General features: G+C 60.5%; 13 protein-coding genes. 6 read left to right on the top strand and 7 right to left on the bottom strand.

The window, feature by feature from the left end; all coding sequences use genetic code 11:
* Nucleotides 1–72: 72 nt before the first annotated feature.
* A complete protein-coding gene (maeB, locus tag ENTCL_RS06485) occupies nucleotides 73–2,352 on the bottom strand; it encodes an NADP-dependent oxaloacetate-decarboxylating malate dehydrogenase (protein ID WP_013365317.1) in 2,280 nt (759 codons plus the stop codon).
* A 273-nt stretch (nucleotides 2,353–2,625) separates the two neighbouring features.
* On the opposite strand from maeB, the gene tal reads away from it, so the two are divergent.
* Nucleotides 2,626–3,576, top strand: coding sequence for a transaldolase (gene tal / locus ENTCL_RS06480; protein WP_013365316.1), 951 nt, complete (start codon nucleotides 2,626–2,628; stop codon nucleotides 3,574–3,576).
* A gap of 20 nt (nucleotides 3,577–3,596) precedes the next feature.
* Nucleotides 3,597–5,591, top strand: a complete 1,995-nt coding sequence (gene tkt, locus ENTCL_RS06475; RefSeq protein WP_013365315.1) for a transketolase — start codon at nucleotides 3,597–3,599, stop codon at nucleotides 5,589–5,591.
* Here tkt and ENTCL_RS06470 read toward each other — a convergent pair.
* The gene (locus tag ENTCL_RS06470) at nucleotides 5,581–6,627 is read right to left on the bottom strand and encodes a DUF1176 domain-containing protein (RefSeq protein WP_044612076.1); all 1,047 of its coding nucleotides are present in this window, start codon (nucleotides 6,625–6,627) and stop codon (nucleotides 5,581–5,583) included. The genes tkt and ENTCL_RS06470 overlap by 11 nt on opposite strands.
* A gap of 76 nt (nucleotides 6,628–6,703) precedes the next feature.
* Nucleotides 6,704–7,279 carry a GDP-mannose pyrophosphatase NudK gene (gene nudK / locus ENTCL_RS06465; protein WP_013365313.1) on the bottom strand — a complete coding sequence of 192 codons (576 nt, stop codon included), beginning with the start codon at nucleotides 7,277–7,279 and terminating at the stop codon, nucleotides 6,704–6,706.
* 226 nt (nucleotides 7,280–7,505) lie between these two features.
* On the opposite strand from nudK, the gene acrD reads away from it, so the two are divergent.
* Nucleotides 7,506–10,619, top strand: coding sequence for a multidrug efflux RND transporter permease AcrD (gene acrD, locus ENTCL_RS06460; protein WP_013365312.1), 3,114 nt, complete (start codon nucleotides 7,506–7,508; stop codon nucleotides 10,617–10,619).
* 82 nt (nucleotides 10,620–10,701) lie between these two features.
* Here the strand turns inward: acrD and ypfM are convergent, their stop codons facing one another.
* A complete protein-coding gene (ypfM, locus tag ENTCL_RS23600; RefSeq protein ID WP_015572204.1) occupies nucleotides 10,702–10,761 on the bottom strand; it encodes a protein YpfM in 60 nt (19 codons plus the stop codon).
* A gap of 334 nt (nucleotides 10,762–11,095) precedes the next feature.
* Here ypfM and ENTCL_RS06455 point away from each other — a divergent pair, with 334 nt between their 5' ends.
* Genes ENTCL_RS06455 through ENTCL_RS06445 form a run of 3 tightly spaced genes read left to right on the top strand, consistent with a single transcriptional unit; the run spans nucleotide 11,096 to nucleotide 12,807 of the window.
* On the top strand, nucleotides 11,096–11,452 hold the full coding sequence (locus ENTCL_RS06455) for an ArsC family reductase (protein ID WP_013365311.1): 357 nt from the start codon (nucleotides 11,096–11,098) through the stop codon (nucleotides 11,450–11,452).
* A gap of 3 nt (nucleotides 11,453–11,455) precedes the next feature.
* On the top strand, nucleotides 11,456–12,583 hold the full coding sequence (dapE, locus tag ENTCL_RS06450; RefSeq protein ID WP_013365310.1) for a succinyl-diaminopimelate desuccinylase: 1,128 nt from the start codon (nucleotides 11,456–11,458) through the stop codon (nucleotides 12,581–12,583).
* A gap of 26 nt (nucleotides 12,584–12,609) precedes the next feature.
* The gene (locus ENTCL_RS06445) at nucleotides 12,610–12,807 is read left to right on the top strand and encodes a YpfN family protein (protein WP_013365309.1); all 198 of its coding nucleotides are present in this window, start codon (nucleotides 12,610–12,612) and stop codon (nucleotides 12,805–12,807) included.
* A gap of 53 nt (nucleotides 12,808–12,860) precedes the next feature.
* Here ENTCL_RS06445 and ypfH read toward each other — a convergent pair whose 3' ends face one another.
* The 3 genes from ypfH to ypfJ all read right to left on the bottom strand — a co-directional run bounded on the left by ypfH (nucleotide 12,861) and on the right by ypfJ (nucleotide 16,520).
* Nucleotides 12,861–13,559, bottom strand: a complete 699-nt coding sequence (gene ypfH / locus ENTCL_RS06440) for an esterase (RefSeq protein WP_013365308.1) — start codon at nucleotides 13,557–13,559, stop codon at nucleotides 12,861–12,863.
* A gap of 78 nt (nucleotides 13,560–13,637) precedes the next feature.
* On the bottom strand, nucleotides 13,638–15,641 hold the full coding sequence (locus tag ENTCL_RS06435) for a tRNA(Met) cytidine acetyltransferase TmcA (protein WP_044611910.1): 2,004 nt from the start codon (nucleotides 15,639–15,641) through the stop codon (nucleotides 13,638–13,640).
* A gap of 15 nt (nucleotides 15,642–15,656) precedes the next feature.
* Nucleotides 15,657–16,520: a KPN_02809 family neutral zinc metallopeptidase gene (gene ypfJ, locus ENTCL_RS06430; RefSeq protein ID WP_013365306.1), complete on the bottom strand. Its 864-nt coding sequence runs from the start codon at nucleotides 16,518–16,520 to the stop codon at nucleotides 15,657–15,659.
* Nucleotides 16,521–16,597: the final 77 nt, after the last annotated feature.

Genomic DNA, 16,597 nt, shown 5'->3' with positions numbered 1-16,597 from the left:
GTGAGGTAGCTCACTAAGAAAGGAAATAAAAAGGCGCGGGAGAAACCCGCGCCGGAATTAATTAAAAATAAATTACAGCGGCTGGGTCTGCGCTTCGACCACCGCCAGCGCCACCATATTGACGATACGGCGAACCGAGGCGATCGGCGTCAGCACGTGTACCGGCTTCGCCACCCCCATCAGCACCGGCCCTACGGTGACCCCTTCAGAGCTGGAGACGCGCAGCAGGTTATAGCTGATGCGCGCGGCCTCCATATTCGGCATCACCAGAATATTGGCGGCGCCTTTCAGCGGGCTGTCCGGCATCCGGTCGAGGCGAATGCTCTCCACCAGCGCGGCGTCGCCGTGCATCTCGCCGTCAATCATCAGCTCCGGATCGCGCTCGCGCACCAGCGCCAGCGTGGTGCGCATTTTGGTCGCCGCCGGGCAGTTGGAGGAGCCAAAGTTGGAGTGCGACAGCAGCGCCACGCGCGGCTCAATGCCAAAACGACGTACGGTTTCCGCCGCCATCAGGGTAATGTCCGCCAGCTGCTCCGCCGTCGGATCGTCGTTGACGTAGGTATCGGCGATAAAGGTGTTGCCGCTCGGCAGCAGCAGCGCGTTCATGGCGCCGGCGGTATGCACGCCGTCACGGTAGCCAAACAGCGGCTGGATAACGTTGAAGTGCTCGTGATAGTCGCCAACGGTACCGCAAATCAGCGCATCCGCTTCGCCGCGCTGCACCATGATGGCGCCGATAACCGTGGTGTTGCTGATCACATGACGCTGCGCCTGCTCCTGGGTGATGCCGCGGCGCTTCATAATGTGATAGTACTCGCTCCAGTACTCTTTAAAGCGCGGGTCCGACTCGTTGTTGACGATTTCAAAATCCACGCCCGGCTTGATCTGCAGACCCAGCTTCTGGATGCGCATTTCAATCACGTTCGGACGGCCGATAAGAATCGGTTTCGCCAGCCCCAGGGTAATCAGCTCCTGGGTGGCGTGCAGAACGCGGGTATCTTCCCCTTCCGCCAGCACCACGCGTTTGGGCTCTTTACGCGCCTGGGAGAAAATCGGCTTCATGAACAGATTGGTTTTATAAACAAACTCGCTCAGCTTGTCTTCGTAAGCGCTAAAGTCTCCGATAGGACGCGTCGCCACGCCGGACTCCATTGCCGCTTTGGCGACCGCGGGCGCAATCTTCACGATAAGGCGCGGATCGAACGGTTTTGGAATGATGTATTCCGGGCCAAAGCTCAGATCCTGATCGCCATAGGCCGAGGCCACGACCTCGCTCTGCTCGGCGTGCGCCAGCTCGGCGATCGCGTGCACGGCGGCAAGCTTCATCTCTTCGTTGATCGCCGTCGCGCCAACGTCCAGCGCCCCGCGGAAAATGAACGGGAAGCACAGCACGTTGTTTACCTGGTTCGGGTAGTCGGAGCGGCCGGTGCAGATAATCGCGTCCGGGCGAACCGCTTTCGCCAGCGGCGGCAGAATCTCCGGCTCCGGGTTCGCCAGCGCCAGAATCATCGGCGCGCGCGCCATTTTCTTCACCATCTCCGGAGTCAGCACCTTCGGACCGGAGCAGCCGAGGAAAATATCGGCGCCATCAATCACGTCGTCCAGCGTGCGCTTGCCGTCATCGACCACCGCATAGGCCGCTTTCGTCTCCACCATATTGGGCTCGCGGCCCTGGTAGATAACGCCTTTCGAGTCGCAGACCACGATATTGCGCTTCTGCATGCCCAGCGCCACCAGCAGGTTCATACAGGCAATCGCCGCCGCTCCCGCGCCGGATACCACCATCCGGACGTCGGAAATGGTCTTTTCGACAACGCGCAGGCCGTTGAGGATAGCGGCGGTGCTGATGATCGCCGTCCCGTGCTGGTCGTCGTGGAAGACCGGAATATTCATACGCTCGCGCAGCTTCTGCTCAATGTAGAAGCACTCAGGCGCCTTAATGTCTTCAAGGTTGATGCCGCCGAACGTCGGCTCAAGGGCGGCGACCACGTCGATAAGCTTATCCGGATCGTGCTCATCGACCTCGATATCGAACACGTCGATACCGGCGAACTTCTTAAACAGCACCCCTTTACCTTCCATTACCGGCTTACCGGCCAGCGCGCCGATGTTGCCAAGGCCAAGCACCGCCGTACCGTTAGACACCACCGCCACCAGGTTGCCGCGCGCGGTGTATTTGTAGGCCGCCAGGGGATCTTTTTCGATTTCGAGACACGGTGCGGCAACGCCAGGCGAATAGGCCAGCGCCAGATCGCGCTGCGTCGCCAGGGGCTTGGTTGGCGAGACCTGGATTTTCCCTGGGATCGGGAATTCGTGGAAGTCGAGGGCACTTTGTTTTAACTGGTCATCCATCTGATGTTCCTTTCACGTATCGTTCTATAGGTAGAAATGCGTTTTAGCGTCTCCTGGTGCTAACCATTGAGTATCGCCGTTGAGCGCGGCATAAACTTTGAAGGCCGCCATATTCCCGGCATCACAGCCGCTTTTTTGTTATCAATTTTTAACGTCCATGTTACCGGGTATCGAAAGCAACACCATCCCCGTCTGCTATGCTTTTTTGTTATGCACGTCATGACTTTTCCAGAAACGCGAGCGCAAAAGCTCCGCTTTTAAGGAGTCTTTTTCATGAACCAGCTAGACGGTATTAAACAATACACCACGGTCGTCGCCGACAGCGGCGACATCGAGTCGATTCGGCATTATCAGCCGGAAGATGCCACCACCAACCCCTCCCTGCTGCTGAAAGCCGTCGGGCTTGCGCAGTACGCCCCGCTCATTGACGACGCCGTGGCCTGGGCGAAACAGCAGAGCAGCAACCGCGAGCAGCGCGTGATCGACGCCTGCGACAAGCTGGCTGTCAACGTCGGCATCGAAATCCTCAAAAGCATCCCCGGTCGCGTTTCAACGGAAGTGGACGCCCGCCTGTCTTTCGATAAAGAACAAAGCATCAAGAAAGCCCAGCGGCTGATCGCGCTGTACGCCGCCCAGGGAATTGATAAATCGCGGGTGCTGATTAAGCTTGCCTCCACCTGGGAAGGGATCCGCGCCGCCGAGACGCTGGAAAAAGAGGGGATCCGCTGCAACCTGACGCTGCTGTTCTCCTTTGCCCAGGCCCGCGCCTGCGCCGAAGCGGGGGTATTTCTGATCTCGCCGTTCGTCGGGCGCATCTACGACTGGTATCAGCAGCGTGAGCCGATGGTCCCGTACGTGGCGGACCAGGATCCCGGCGTCAAATCCGTGCGCAATATTTACGATTATTTCAAACAGCACCGCTACGACACTATCGTCATGGGCGCCAGCTTCCGCCGTACCGAACAGATTCTGGCGCTGGCTGGCTGCGATCGCCTGACCATCGCCCCCGCGCTGCTGCAATCGCTACAGGAGAGCGATGCGCCGGTCATCCGCAAACTGGTGCCGCCTTCGCTGTACTTTCAACACCCTGCCGTAATGCAGGAGGCCGAATTCCGCTGGGAGCATAACCAGGACGCCATGGCGGTAGATAAGCTGGCGGAGGGTATCCGCCTGTTTGCCGTCGATCAGCGCAAACTGGAAGATCTGCTTGCGGCCAAACTGTAACTTTTGCCACGGAGTTAACTATGTCCCGAAGAGAGCTTGCTAACGCGATTCGCGCCCTGAGTATGGATGCCGTGCAAAAAGCCAACTCCGGCCACCCCGGCGCGCCGATGGGCATGGCGGATATCGCCGAAGTGCTGTGGAACGATTTCCTCAAACACAACCCGAACGATCCCCACTGGTTCGACCGCGACCGCTTTATTTTATCCAACGGCCACGCCTCGATGCTGCTCTACAGCCTGCTGCACCTGAGCGGCTACGACCTGCCTGTCTCCGAGCTGAAAAACTTCCGCCAGCTGCACTCCAGAACGCCGGGGCACCCGGAAATCGGCTATACGCCCGGCGTAGAGACCACCACCGGGCCGCTGGGCCAGGGGCTGGCGAATGCGGTCGGCATGGCCATCGCCGAACGAACGCTGGCCGCGCAGTTCAATCAGCCGGGTCATGACGTCGTCGATCACTACACCTGGGTATTTATGGGCGACGGCTGTCTGATGGAGGGCATTTCCCACGAGGCCTGCTCGCTGGCGGGAACGCTGGGGCTCGGGAAGCTTATCGGCTTTTACGATCACAACGGCATCTCTATCGACGGAGAGACCAAAGGCTGGTTTACCGATGATACCGCCAGACGCTTTGAAGCCTATCACTGGCACGTGATTCATGACATCGACGGCCACGACCCGCAGGCGGTGAAGCAGGCCATTGAAGAAGCGCAGCGCGTGACGGATAAGCCATCGCTTATCATGTGCCGGACCATTATCGGCTTCGGCTCGCCGAACAAAGCCGGTAAGGAGGAAGCTCACGGCGCGGCGCTGGGCGAAGAAGAGGTGGCGCTGGCGCGCCAGCAGCTCGGCTGGAAGTATCCGCCGTTTGAGATCCCAAAAGAAATCTACAGCGCCTGGGATGCGCGGGACAAAGGCCAAAAAGCGCAGCACAGCTGGAACGAGAAGTTCGCCGCCTACCAGAAAGCGCATCCGCAGCTGGCGGCGGAGTTCGGCCGCCGCATGCGCGGCGAGCTGCCCGCCGACTGGCAGCAGGTGACCCACGACTGGATCGCGAAAATGCAGTCGGAACCGGCGAAAATCGCCACCCGCAAAGCCTCGCAAAACACCCTTAACGCCTATGGCCCCGACTTGCCGGAGCTGCTCGGCGGCTCGGCGGACCTGGCCCCCAGCAACCTGACTATCTGGAAAGGCTCCCGCTCGCTTAAGGAGGACCACGCCGGCAACTATCTGCACTACGGCGTGCGCGAATTCGGGATGACGGCTATCGCCAACGGCATCGCCCATCACGGCGGGTTTATCCCCTATACCGCCACCTTCCTGATGTTCGTCGAATACGCCCGCAACGCCGCGCGCATGGCGGCGCTGATGAAGGCGCACCAGATTATGGTCTACACTCATGACTCCATCGGCCTCGGGGAAGACGGTCCGACGCATCAGGCGGTGGAGCAGCTTGCCAGCCTGCGGCTTACCCCCAACTTCAGCACCTGGCGGCCGTGCGACCAGGTGGAAACGGCGGTGGCGTGGAAAGCGGCGGTCGAGCGCAGCCACGGCCCGACGGCGCTGATTCTGTCGCGGCAAAACCTGCTGCAGATGGCGCGTTCGACGGAGCAGGTGCAGGCCATCGCCCGCGGCGGATACGTGTTAAAAGACGCGGGCGGTAAACCGGACCTGATTCTTATCGCCACCGGCTCGGAGGTGGAAATTACCGTACAGGCCGCCGAAACGCTGCGGGCGGAAGGGGTGAACGTCAGGGTGGTGTCGCTGCCATCGACCGACGTGTTTGACGCCCAGGACGAACAGTACCGCGAATCGGTGCTGCCGTCAGGCGTCACCGCCCGGGTGGCGGTAGAGGCCGGGATCGCCGACTACTGGTATAAATACGTCGGCCTTAAGGGGGCCATCGTCGGCATGAGGCAATACGGTGAGTCCGCCCCTGCGGACAAACTGTTCCCGCATTTCGGCTTCACCGTCGACAACGTGCTCGCTCAGGCGAGAAAAGTGCTTAACGGGTGATCCACAGCGTGGGCCAGGCATCTGGCCCCTGCCAGTTATCGCATACCGGCATACCGGCATACCGCACCAGGCGAAAGCGCTGGCCGTCATAGCGCCAGCGCGTCTGTACGCCGCAGTCGCCAGCGCCCCGCAGCTTTTCAAGGGTCGTCAGCTCCTGCGTTTTACCGTCAAACGTGGCATTTACCAGCTCAATATCGCGGCTGTCGCTGTCCGGGGGCAGAAACGGCAGGCGCAGGTTTATCTGCCGGGCGGTGAACGGCTTTTCGCGGGAGACCAGCCAGGCCAGGTAAATGGTGTTGTAGGCGCCGGATTCGCAGCTCTGGATCAGCAGCGCCTTTTCATCGGTCAACGGCGTGACCCAAATCTCGCGGCGCTGAGGGTCGAGCGAGCAGGCGCTGTTGTTCATGCGCACGTTGCCGTAATCCAGCAGATCGTTGAGCTCTTCGCGGCTGAACGGCGCCGCCGTGGGGTTGACTCTGGCGACCGACTTCAGCGCCGGGGCGGGCGGCACGCTCAGCGGCGGCTCGTCGCCCTTGCCAATCCAGGCGGTCTCGCTGCCCACGCGCTTTTGCCGGTCGTCAATAAACAGCAGCGCCGCCTTCAGCCCCGCCAGGGAGATGCTCTGGTTGCCCTGCTTCAGGCTAATCGCCTGCCCGTCCTGAATATGCTGCAAAAAGCGATTGATCGTCGCGCTGTCGCTGGTGCTGAGCAGCCACGGCGCCACCTGCCAGCGCTCGCCGGCCAGCGTCAGGGGGCGTCCGTCAAACAGCAGCCGCGGCGCGATGGCCGGCGTCTTCGGCAGCAGGTTCTCCGGCCCCCCCAGCTCGATGCGCAGACCGGCATCGGTGTGAGCGCCAGCGCTGCGGCCAAGCGTCATCACCAGTCCGCGGTGGTTCCCGACGTTGCGGGCAAGACAGAAATTCTGGTTGTTGCAGGTCACCAGCCAGTCGCCAAACGCCTGCTGCGCAGGGGCGGCCCACGACGTAAACGACGGGCACCAGGCCAGAAAAAGAAGGAAAATGAGACGGTAGTGCACAGAACAACCCCAGAAGAAAAAAAACATCATGCTCTGGGGTCATCCTGGCGTAACGCGGCGGTTACGCTCAATCGGATTAGTCCATTAAACCCGCGTTTTGCAGGTACTGCAGCAGAATTACCGCCTTGCCGTCACAAATTTCGCCGCGCTTCATCATCGCCAGCGCCTCAGCAAACGGCAGCTCCAGCACCTCAATGGCTTCATCTTCGACGCCGCCGCCGGCGTTCGCGCGCAGGCTGTCATCGTATTCGGCGATAAAGAAGTACACAATTTCGGTCACGCCGCCCGGCGACATATACAGCTCGAAAACTTTGCGCACCTCGCCGACCTGGTAGCCGGTCTCTTCGATGGCTTCTTTGCGGATGCAGGCTTCCGGCTCGTCGTCATCCAGCAGGCCTGCGCAGGTTTCTATCAGCATGCCGTTTTCATTGCCGTTAACCCAGGTGGCGATGCGGAACTGGCGTACCAGCACGACCGTCTGCTTGCGCGGGTTATAGAGCAGAATGGTGGCGCCATTGCCCCGGTCGTAGACCTCCCTTTTATGGCGGATGACGTCGCCATTTTTTTGCGTTAAATCGTAGGTGATATTGCGTAATATGAAGTAGTTGTCTGACAGGATCTTATCTTTGATAACATCAATCTTGAACGACATACGGTCTCCACAGCGTCAGAGTGAATAAACATCTTACGCCGCCGCTCCCGGTTTGTCGTCAGCGGGCCTTTCCGGAAAGCGTCTGTTTTTGTATGACGGTGCGCAAAAGCGGCATGATAATTTACAATATCTCCTTAATTTCTCCACGTTTGCTTCAGGCCATGCCGCTACAGTGTGCGAAGCTGTGTCATAACAAGAAAATGAGCAAAATGAGGTCCTGATTCCAATGGCGAATTTCTTTATCGATCGCCCCATTTTTGCCTGGGTACTGGCCATTCTGTTGTGCCTGACCGGAACCCTGGCAATTCTGTCGCTGCCCGTTGAACAATATCCCGATCTGGCGCCGCCGAACGTGCGCGTTACGGCCAACTATCCCGGCGCCTCGGCGCAAACGCTGGAGAATACCGTAACGCAGGTTATTGAGCAGAACATGACCGGGCTCGATAACCTGATGTATATGTCCTCGCAGAGCAGCTCCGCGGGCCAGGCGACGATTACCCTCACCTTTAGCGCCGGAACAGATCCCAACGAGGCGATGCAGCAGGTGCAAAACCAGCTGCAATCGGCGATGAAGAAGCTGCCGCAGGCGGTGCAGGATCAGGGCGTAACGGTGCGTAAAACCGGCGATACCAACATCCTGACCATCGCCTTCGTCTCCACCGACGGCAGTATGGACAAGCAGGATATCGCCGACTACGTCGCCAGTAATATCCAGGAGCCGCTGAGCCGTATTAACGGCGTCGGCGATATTTCGGCCTATGGTTCGCAATACTCGATGCGCATCTGGCTCGACCCGGCGAAGCTCACCAGCTACCAGCTAACCACCAAAGACGTCACCGACGCCATCTCTTCGCAGAACGCGCAGATTGCCGTCGGTCAGCTTGGCGGGACGCCGTCCGTCGATAAGCAGGCGCTGAACGCGACGGTTAACGCCCAGTCGCTGCTGCAAACGCCGCAGCAGTTCCGGGATATCACCCTGCGCGTTAATAAGGACGGCTCGCTGGTGACGCTCGGCGATGTCGCGAAAGTGGAGCTCGGAGCGGAAAGCTACGATTACCTCAGCTTTTACAACCGCAACCAGGCCTCTGGCCTGGGGATTCAGCTGGCGTCCGGCGCCAACGAGATGCAAACGGCCGAGCTGGTGTTGAATCGTCTGGATCAGCTGTCGCACTACTTCCCGCACGGTCTTGAATACAAAATCGCCTATGAGACCACCTCCTTCGTGAAGGCGTCGATTCACGATGTGGTGAAAACACTGCTGGAAGCTATCGCGCTGGTATTTCTGGTGATGTATTTGTTTTTGCAGAACTTCCGCGCGACGCTTATCCCCACTATCGCCGTACCGGTGGTGCTGATGGGCACTTTCGCCATCCTGTATGCCTGCGGCTACAGCATTAACACCCTGACCATGTTCGCCATGGTGCTGGCGATAGGCCTGCTGGTGGATGACGCCATCGTGGTGGTGGAAAACGTCGAGCGCATCATGAGCGCCGAAGGGCTTTCGCCGAAAGAGGCGACGCGCAAGTCGATGGGGCAGATACAGGGCGCGCTGGTGGGGATCGCCATGGTGCTGTCGGCGGTCTTTGTGCCGATGGCCTTTTTCGGCGGCACGACCGGCGCCATCTATCGCCAGTTCTCCATTACCATCGTCTCAGCCATGGTGCTGTCGGTGCTGGTGGCGATGATCCTCACCCCGGCGCTGTGCGCCACGCTGCTCAAGCCGATACACAAAGGGGAAGAGCACGGCAAAAAAGGCTTCTTCGGCTGGTTTAACCGGGTGTTCAACCGCAACGCCGAACGCTATGAAACCGCGGTGGGCAGGATCCTGCACCGCAGCGTGCGCTGGATGCTTATCTATGTGCTGCTGCTCGGCGGCATGGTCGTGCTGTTTATGCGTCTGCCGACCTCCTTCCTGCCGCAGGAAGACCGCGGTATGTTCCTCACCTCGGTACAGCTGCCCAGCGGCTCAACGCAACAGCAGACGTTGAAGGTCGTTAAAAAAGTCGAGAACTACTTTTTCAGCCACGAGCAGGCCAACGTCGCCTCCATCTTTTCCACGATCGGCTCCGGCCCCGGCGGTAACGGGCAGAACGTGGCGCGTATGTTTGTGCGTCTGAAAGACTGGGATGCGCGCGATCCGAAAACCGGCAGCTCCTTTGCCATCATCGAACGCGCCACAAAGGCGTTTAATCAGATAAACGAAGCCCGCGTCTTCGCCAACAACCCGCCAGCCATCAGCGGGCTGGGCAGTTCGGCGGGGTTCGATATGGAGCTTGAGGATCACGCCGGTCAGGGCCACGCGGCGCTGATGGCGGCCCGCGATAAGCTGTTAGCGCTGGCGGGCAATAATGAACAGCTCACCCGCGTGCGCCACAACGGCCTCGACGACAGCCCGCAGCTGCAGGTGGATATCGACCAGCGCAAAGCGCAGGCGCTGGGCGTGTCGATCGACGATATCAACGATACCCTGCAGACGGCCTGGGGCTCAGACTACGTTAACGACTTTATGGATCGCGGCCGCGTGAAGAAGGTTTACGTGCAGGCCGCCGCGCCGTATCGCATGCTGCCGGACGATATCAATTTGTGGTATGTACGCAACAGCAGCGGCGAAATGGTGCCCTTCTCCGCCTTTGCCAGCTCCCGCTGGCAAACCGGCTCGCCGCGCCTTGAGCGCTACAACGGCTACTCTGCGGTTGAGATTATCGGTGAAGCCGCGCCGGGCGTGAGTACCGGCACCGCAATGAACGTCATGGAGAAACTGGTCAGCCAGCTGCCGACCGGCTTTGGCCTTGAGTGGACGGCGATGTCTTACCAGGAGCGCCTCTCCGGCTCCCAGGCGCCCGCGCTGTACGCTATCTCTCTGCTGGTGGTCTTCCTGTGCCTCGCGGCGCTGTATGAAAGCTGGTCAGTACCGTTCTCCGTCATGCTGGTGGTACCGCTGGGGGTCATCGGCGCGCTGCTGGCCACCTGGATGCGCGGCCTGGAAAACGACGTTTACTTCCAGGTGGGGCTGTTAACGGTTATCGGCCTGTCGGCGAAAAACGCCATTCTGATCGTCGAGTTCGCCAACGAGATGAACGCCAAAGGCCAGGACCTGCTGGCCGCGACGCTACACGCCTGCCGCCAGCGTCTGCGCCCCATCATCATGACCTCGCTGGCGTTTGTCTTCGGCGTGCTGCCGATGGCGACCAGCACCGGGGCAGGCTCCGGCAGCCAGCACGCGGTCGGTACCGGCGTGATGGGCGGGATGATTTCCGCCACGGTGCTCGCCATCTTCTTCGTCCCGCTGTTCTTTGTGCTGATTCGCCGCCGTTTCCCGCTGAAGGAACCGCACGAATAATAGCCAGACACAAAAAAGGCGACCTGTCGGTCGCCTTTTCTTATCATGCTCTTTATTTAGCGCAGTGGTTTACTACAGAAAATCATTTACGAAGCATGCCTTCGATAAAGTCTTTCCAGTTCCCCAGTTCACGTTCAATCATAATGGCCTCTCTTATTATTATCGTTAGTTTAAGGAAACTCTCTTGCGATGTGAAGATCATTTAACCAATTGCTATGATTGCTCCTCCTGGGGCGGGTTACTGGCTTAAGATAACTATGGTGCTATACCTATAAATTTAATGTGACTTATCGCAATATTTTGAAACACCCAGGTAAATCAGCCAATTTCGTTATTTATGCACTTATATTGATAATTTACTCATATAAGGGCTAAACCTTTTCCGCCGCAGAACATTATCCCTCCCGCGCTAATTCGCGTATTATTCCATCGAAAAATTTGAGTAATTTGCCTGCGTTATACAAAAAGGATTAAACATGATTACGATGTACGGAATAAAGAACTGCGACACCATCAAAAAAGCCCGCCGCTGGCTGGAGTTGCAGCAGCGGGAATACCGCTTCCACGACTATCGCGCCGACGGCCTGGATCGCGCGCAGCTGGATGCGTTTATCGGCGAACTGGGCTGGGAAGCGCTGCTGAACACCCGCGGCACCACCTGGCGTAAACTGGACGAAAGCCTGCGCGCCTCGATTACCAACGCCGATGCCGCCGCCGTGCTGATGCTGGAAATGCCGGCAATCATCAAACGCCCATTGCTCTGCGCGCCGGGTAAGCCTATGCTGCTGGGTTTCAGCGATTCCAGTTACCAAACATATTTTAACGAGGTGTAGTTTATGTCTTGCCCGGTCATTGAGCTGGCTCAGCAGCTGATTCGCCGCCCTTCCCTTAGCCCCGATGATGCAGGATGCCAGGCGCTGATGATTGAGCGACTGCGCGCCATTGGTTTTACCGTCGAAGCGATGGACTTTGGCGACACGCAAAACTTCTGGGCGTGGCGCGGTAAGGGCGAAACCCTTGCCTTTGCCGGACATACCGACGTCGTCCCGGCAGGCGACGCGAACCGCTGGATCAACCCGCCGTTTGAGCCCACCATTCGCGACGGTATGCTGTTTGGCCGCGGCGCGGCGGATATGAAAGGATCGCTGGCGGCGATGGTCGTGGCGGCGGAGCGCTTTGTCGCCCAGCACCCGAACCATAAAGGGCGGCTGGCGTTTCTGATAACCTCCGATGAAGAGGCCAGCGCCACCCACGGCACCGTCAAAGTGGTGGAAGCGCTGATGGCGCGTAATGAGCGCCTGGACTACTGCCTGGTCGGCGAACCGTCGAGCACCGAAGTGGTCGGCGATGTGGTGAAAAACGGCCGTCGCGGCTCGCTCACCTGCAATCTGACCATTCACGGCGTCCAGGGCCATGTCGCCTACCCGCATCTGGCCGATAACCCGGTCCACCGCGCCGCGCCGATGATTAACGAGCTGGTGGCTATCGAGTGGGATAAAGGCAACGACTATTTCCCGCCGACCAGCATGCAGATTGCCAATATCCAGGCAGGCACCGGCAGCAACAACGTGATCCCAGGCGATCTCCACGTACAGTTCAACTTCCGCTTCAGCACCGAGCTGACCGACGAGGCGATTAAAGCGAAAGTGGTGGCGCTGCTGGATAAACACCAGCTGCGCTACACCCTCGACTGGTGGCTCTCCGGCCAGCCGTTCCTGACGGGACGCGGCAAGCTCGTTGATGCGGTCGTCAACGCCATTGAGCACTATAATGAGGTGAAACCGCAGCTGCTGACCACCGGCGGAACGTCCGACGGACGCTTCATCGCCCGCATGGGCGCGCAGGTCGTGGAGCTGGGGCCGGTGAACGCCACCATTCATAAAATAAATGAGTGTGTGAACGCGGCCGACCTGCAGCTGCTGGCCCGCATGTATCAGCGTATTATGGAACAGCTGGTTGCTTAACGAGACATTACAAAGAGGTATTGCACATGGACTGGCTGGCTAAATACTGGTGGACCCTGGTGCTGGTTTTTTTGGTCGGCGTTATCATTAACGTCATCAAAGATCTCAAGCGCGTGGATCACAAAAAATTTCTCGCCAATAAACCGGATCTCCCGCCGCATCGCGATTTTAACGATAAATGGGACGATGACGACGACTGGCCGAAGAAAGAGCAGAAGAAGTAACCCGCGCGTCACTCCGCCCTCTCCTGCAACGAAGAGGACGGAGTGAGCGATAATCACATCAGCTCAATCACATCATCATCTTTCGGCGTGCTGCCGCTGAGCGCTTCATCGAAATAGTGCTTCGGCACGGTAAAACGCAGATGGTCGAGCGCCAGCTGCACGCTGCGGTCGTCAATGGCATGCCCCAGGTCCTCCACGATATCCAGCGTCACATCGCCACCGGCGTTCACCAGCGCCTCCTGCGCCGCCACGGCGTGGGCCAGATCAATGACCCGGTCTTCTCCGCCGTGAATCAGATGAATCGTGGTCGACGTATCGGCATGCGACGGCAGCGTGGCAAAACGGCCGTTAAACGCAATGACGCGTGAGGCAAGGCCGGGTTCAGCCTTGATGCTCTCAAGCGACATAATCGCCCCCTGGGAAAAACCGATCAGCGCCGTCGCCGTCGGCCCGACGCCGCTCTGCGCCTGCCAGTACTTCACGGTGGCGATAAACGTCGGCATGATAGCGTCAACGCGCTGCTGGCGGTTCTCCTCCGTTACGCCCTGAACGGAAAACCACTGACGCCCCGGGGCGGGCCCGCAGGGTTCAGCGCCGCCGATGCTGACGATCAGCGCATCGGGAAACAGCGGCGCGAAGAAGCTGCCAATCTGCCCCATCGACACCGGGTTGTCGCCAACGCCATGAAACAACAGCAGCAGCTGTTTCGCCGGAGCGGACGGGCTTTGAACAACAAAATGGTCGTGTTTCATGGCAATCTCCTTACTGTATTGGCGAGAAGTCTACGCCGTTGACCGGTAATGACCATGACATTTAACTGAATGAGTTAGTTAAAAAAATTGCAGCTGGCCGACCTCTTCGCGCAGCGCCGCTGCGCGTAGCGGGTCGCGCGCCAGCAGCGCCCTGCCCGCCTCTTCACGCATGCGCGCCAGCAGCGCCTTACGCCCCGGCAGGCCTAACGCCTGGCACAGCGCCGACTCATCGTCCTGCTGCTGCAGCCGCCCGCGCAGCGCCGGGCAGGGCTCGTGAACCTGCAGCAGCAGGCGGTTAAGGCTGCCTGCCGCCGCCAGCAGCGGACGGTGGGCAAAGGCGAATCCGGCCGCGTCGAGCCAGTCTTCATCAGTAAGAATAGCCGTTGGCTGTCGGCCAGGCGCAAGCTTTTGCTCCCGCCAGCGGTCAAGCCACGGGGCATCGCGATATAAGCGCTGCTGCTCGTCCTGCGCCAGTTGGCGACCGGCAGACGACAGCGGATACAGCGCCATAGCGGTATAGCAGCCGCTGCTGGCCTCGCGCTGGGTGCCCAGCCGCACCAGCATGAAGCCGCAGCGCTGCCAGAAGCGCCACAGCTCCTCGGTATAGCCGAAGCTCACCGACAGATAATCGCAGCCTGACGCATTCTCCACGGCCGCCGCGATCGTCCGCTGCCCGAGGCCTTCGCGCTGGCGGTCCGGATGTACGGCAATACGGCTGATCCTTCGCCCGGTTAGCGTTGCCGCCAGCGGGCTGCCGCCGTGGGCGGCCAGAGACTGCGCCACCAGGCTGCCGCGCGGACGCCGATACCCCGCCCATACCGCTTTGCTGAGCTCAGCCGACAAACCGCCCTCATCCACCAGCCACAGCGCGCCGACCAGCGTTCCCGTCGTCAGGCGGGCGGCGGTAAAGTGCTGCCCTGGCGCATCCATCATGCGCCGCAGATCGAGGGGCGAAGTGCGGTAATGCGCCGCCGTCAGCAGCCGATACATCGCCGCAGGCAGCGCCGGACTGTCCCGCCACGCCGTCTGCCCGACCGGCTGAATCTGCACGTCACCGCCAGCGGCGGCCGGGAGCGAGTCATCAAACAGCAGCAGTTCGCTGACCACCGCCTCCAGTGGGCATCCGGCGGCCCAGCGTACCGGCATCTCTAACGTAAAGCGGCGCAGGCGGCTGAACCGGGCGCAAAACTTGAGCAAAAAACCGCGCCCGGTGCCTTCATACCCCTGCACTGTGGTCGTCAGCAGCGTACGGGGAAAACGGGAGGCAAGCTGATACAGCAGCGGAGCCGGGATAGCGGCGGCCTCATCAACGATAAGCCAGTCGGCGCGCTCGTCGGACGCCAGCAGCGCGTCCGGCGCCAGAAAGCGAAACTTATCGCCGGCAAACGCCGCAAGGACGTCGGTTGCGGCCCGGGTCGGCGCGGTGACGATGGCCGTACCGGCCAGGCGGGAAAGGTGCATCCCCGCCAGCGCCGACTTGCCCCGCCCGCGCTCCGCGGTAACCGCCGCAACGCCGGGCGGCATGGCGGCAAGCGACCGGAGGATAGCCGCCTGCTCGCGCAGCGGCTGCCCCGACGCGGCATGCCAGTGAGGTCGCGGCGCAGCGTCGATTGCCGGGAACGGCTGCGCCTGTCGCCAGACCACGGTCTGCGGCGATGCGGCGACCGTACGGCAGAAGTGCGCCACGAAATGCGGCGTCGCAATCGGCTCGGTGCCATCGCTCCAGCGCAGCGAATCGGCGTCCGGCAGGGAAACCCAGCGGTCAAAATCCGGCACCAGCAGCACCAGCCAGCTCCCCGCCCGCAGGGTACCGGCAAGCGCAGCAAACGCCGCAACGTCAAAGCCCTCGCGGGCATCAAAAAAGGCGTGGCGGTACTCGCGTCCCAGCCACGTTTTCAGTGCGCCGGGCGCGCAATAAGGCGCCGCCACCGGCTGCGGGCCGATCCACAGCCCGTCATCGCCAAGCCGCGCGCGCAGCGCGGCCGCCTGACGCTCGCACCACCCGCCGTCGCCGCTCAGCACCAGCAGGCGGCGAATGCCTTCTTCAGCCATCCGCGCGGCAAGCGCGGACAGCGCGTCCATCTCCGCCATCAACGATTACAACGCTTTGCCGAAGGTGTTGCACTGGGCCGGATCGCCGCTGTCGAAACCCCGCTTAAACCAGGTGTAGCGCTGCTCGGAGGTGCCGTGGGTGAAGCTGTCCGGCACCACGTGCCCCTGGCTTTGCTGCTGCAAACGGTCGTCGCCAATCGCCTGAGCGGCGTTCAGCGCCTCCTGCAGGTCGCCATTTTCCAGTACGCCCTGCTGCTTCATGCTGTGCCCCCAGACGCCGGCAAAGCAGTCGGCCTGAAGCTCCATACGGACCGACAGGCGGTTCACTTCCGCCCGGCTTGCCTGCTGCTGCATCTGACGGACCTTCGGCTCGATGCCCAGCAGCTTCTGCACGTGGTGGCCCACCTCATGGGCGATAACATAGCCCTGGGCGAAGTCGCCATCCGCGCCGAGCTTGTGCTTCATGTCATCGTAGAAGGAGAGGTCGATATAGACGGTGCTGTCCGCCGGACAGTAGAACGGCCCCATCACCGACTGGCCGGTCCCGCAGCCGGTGCGGGTCGCGCCGCGGTACATCACCAGCTTCGGCTGCTGGTACTGACGGCCCATCTTCTGGAAAATCTGCCCCCAGGTGTCTTCCGTGGTCGCCAGAATAACCGAGGTGAATTTCGCCGCTTCGTCGTCTTTCGGGCTGATGGACTGCTGGGTCGCGGGCGACGTCAACGGCTGGCCGGTAAGCAGGCCGGTCAGGTCGACGCCGTAGTAGCCTGCCACGACCACCACCAGCAGCAAAATAATCCCCCCCTTGCCGCTGGGGAGACGAAAACCGCGCCCGCCCATCATCGGCGCGCCGGAATCATTTCGTCTGTCTTCTACATTGTCGCTCTCGCGACGACCTTGCCAACGCATAACAACCTCTATCAGTCCTGATAATGTTCGTTAGATCGTAGGTGGTTCGGCGGAGGATTACCATAGTAAACAAGGCG

Source organism: [Enterobacter] lignolyticus SCF1 (assembly GCF_000164865.1).
GTDB lineage: Bacteria > Pseudomonadota > Gammaproteobacteria > Enterobacterales > Enterobacteriaceae > Enterobacter_B > Enterobacter_B lignolyticus.
Note: the sequence above shows the minus strand (reverse complement) of the source record. Positions and strands in the feature narration are given on the sequence as shown.

Excerpts from the sequence above, each read along its gene's own strand:
- acrD (WP_013365312.1), top strand. The coding sequence starts at position 7,506 with ATGGCGAATTTCTTTATCGATCGCCCCATTTTTGCCTGGGTACTGGCC.
- ypfH (WP_013365308.1), bottom strand. The coding sequence starts at position 13,559 with ATGAAACACGACCATTTTGTTGTTCAAAGCCCGTCCGCTCCGGCGAAA.
- nudK (WP_013365313.1), bottom strand. The coding sequence starts at position 7,279 with ATGTCGTTCAAGATTGATGTTATCAAAGATAAGATCCTGTCAGACAAC.
- maeB (WP_013365317.1), bottom strand. The coding sequence starts at position 2,352 with ATGGATGACCAGTTAAAACAAAGTGCCCTCGACTTCCACGAATTCCCG.
- ypfJ (WP_013365306.1), bottom strand. The coding sequence starts at position 16,520 with ATGCGTTGGCAAGGTCGTCGCGAGAGCGACAATGTAGAAGACAGACGA.
- dapE (WP_013365310.1), top strand. The coding sequence starts at position 11,456 with ATGTCTTGCCCGGTCATTGAGCTGGCTCAGCAGCTGATTCGCCGCCCT.
- ENTCL_RS06435 (WP_044611910.1), bottom strand. The coding sequence starts at position 15,641 with ATGGACGCGCTGTCCGCGCTTGCCGCGCGGATGGCTGAAGAAGGCATT.
- ENTCL_RS06455 (WP_013365311.1), top strand. The coding sequence starts at position 11,096 with ATGATTACGATGTACGGAATAAAGAACTGCGACACCATCAAAAAAGCC.
- tkt (WP_013365315.1), top strand. The coding sequence starts at position 3,597 with ATGTCCCGAAGAGAGCTTGCTAACGCGATTCGCGCCCTGAGTATGGAT.
- ENTCL_RS06445 (WP_013365309.1), top strand. The coding sequence starts at position 12,610 with ATGGACTGGCTGGCTAAATACTGGTGGACCCTGGTGCTGGTTTTTTTG.
- tal (WP_013365316.1), top strand. The coding sequence starts at position 2,626 with ATGAACCAGCTAGACGGTATTAAACAATACACCACGGTCGTCGCCGAC.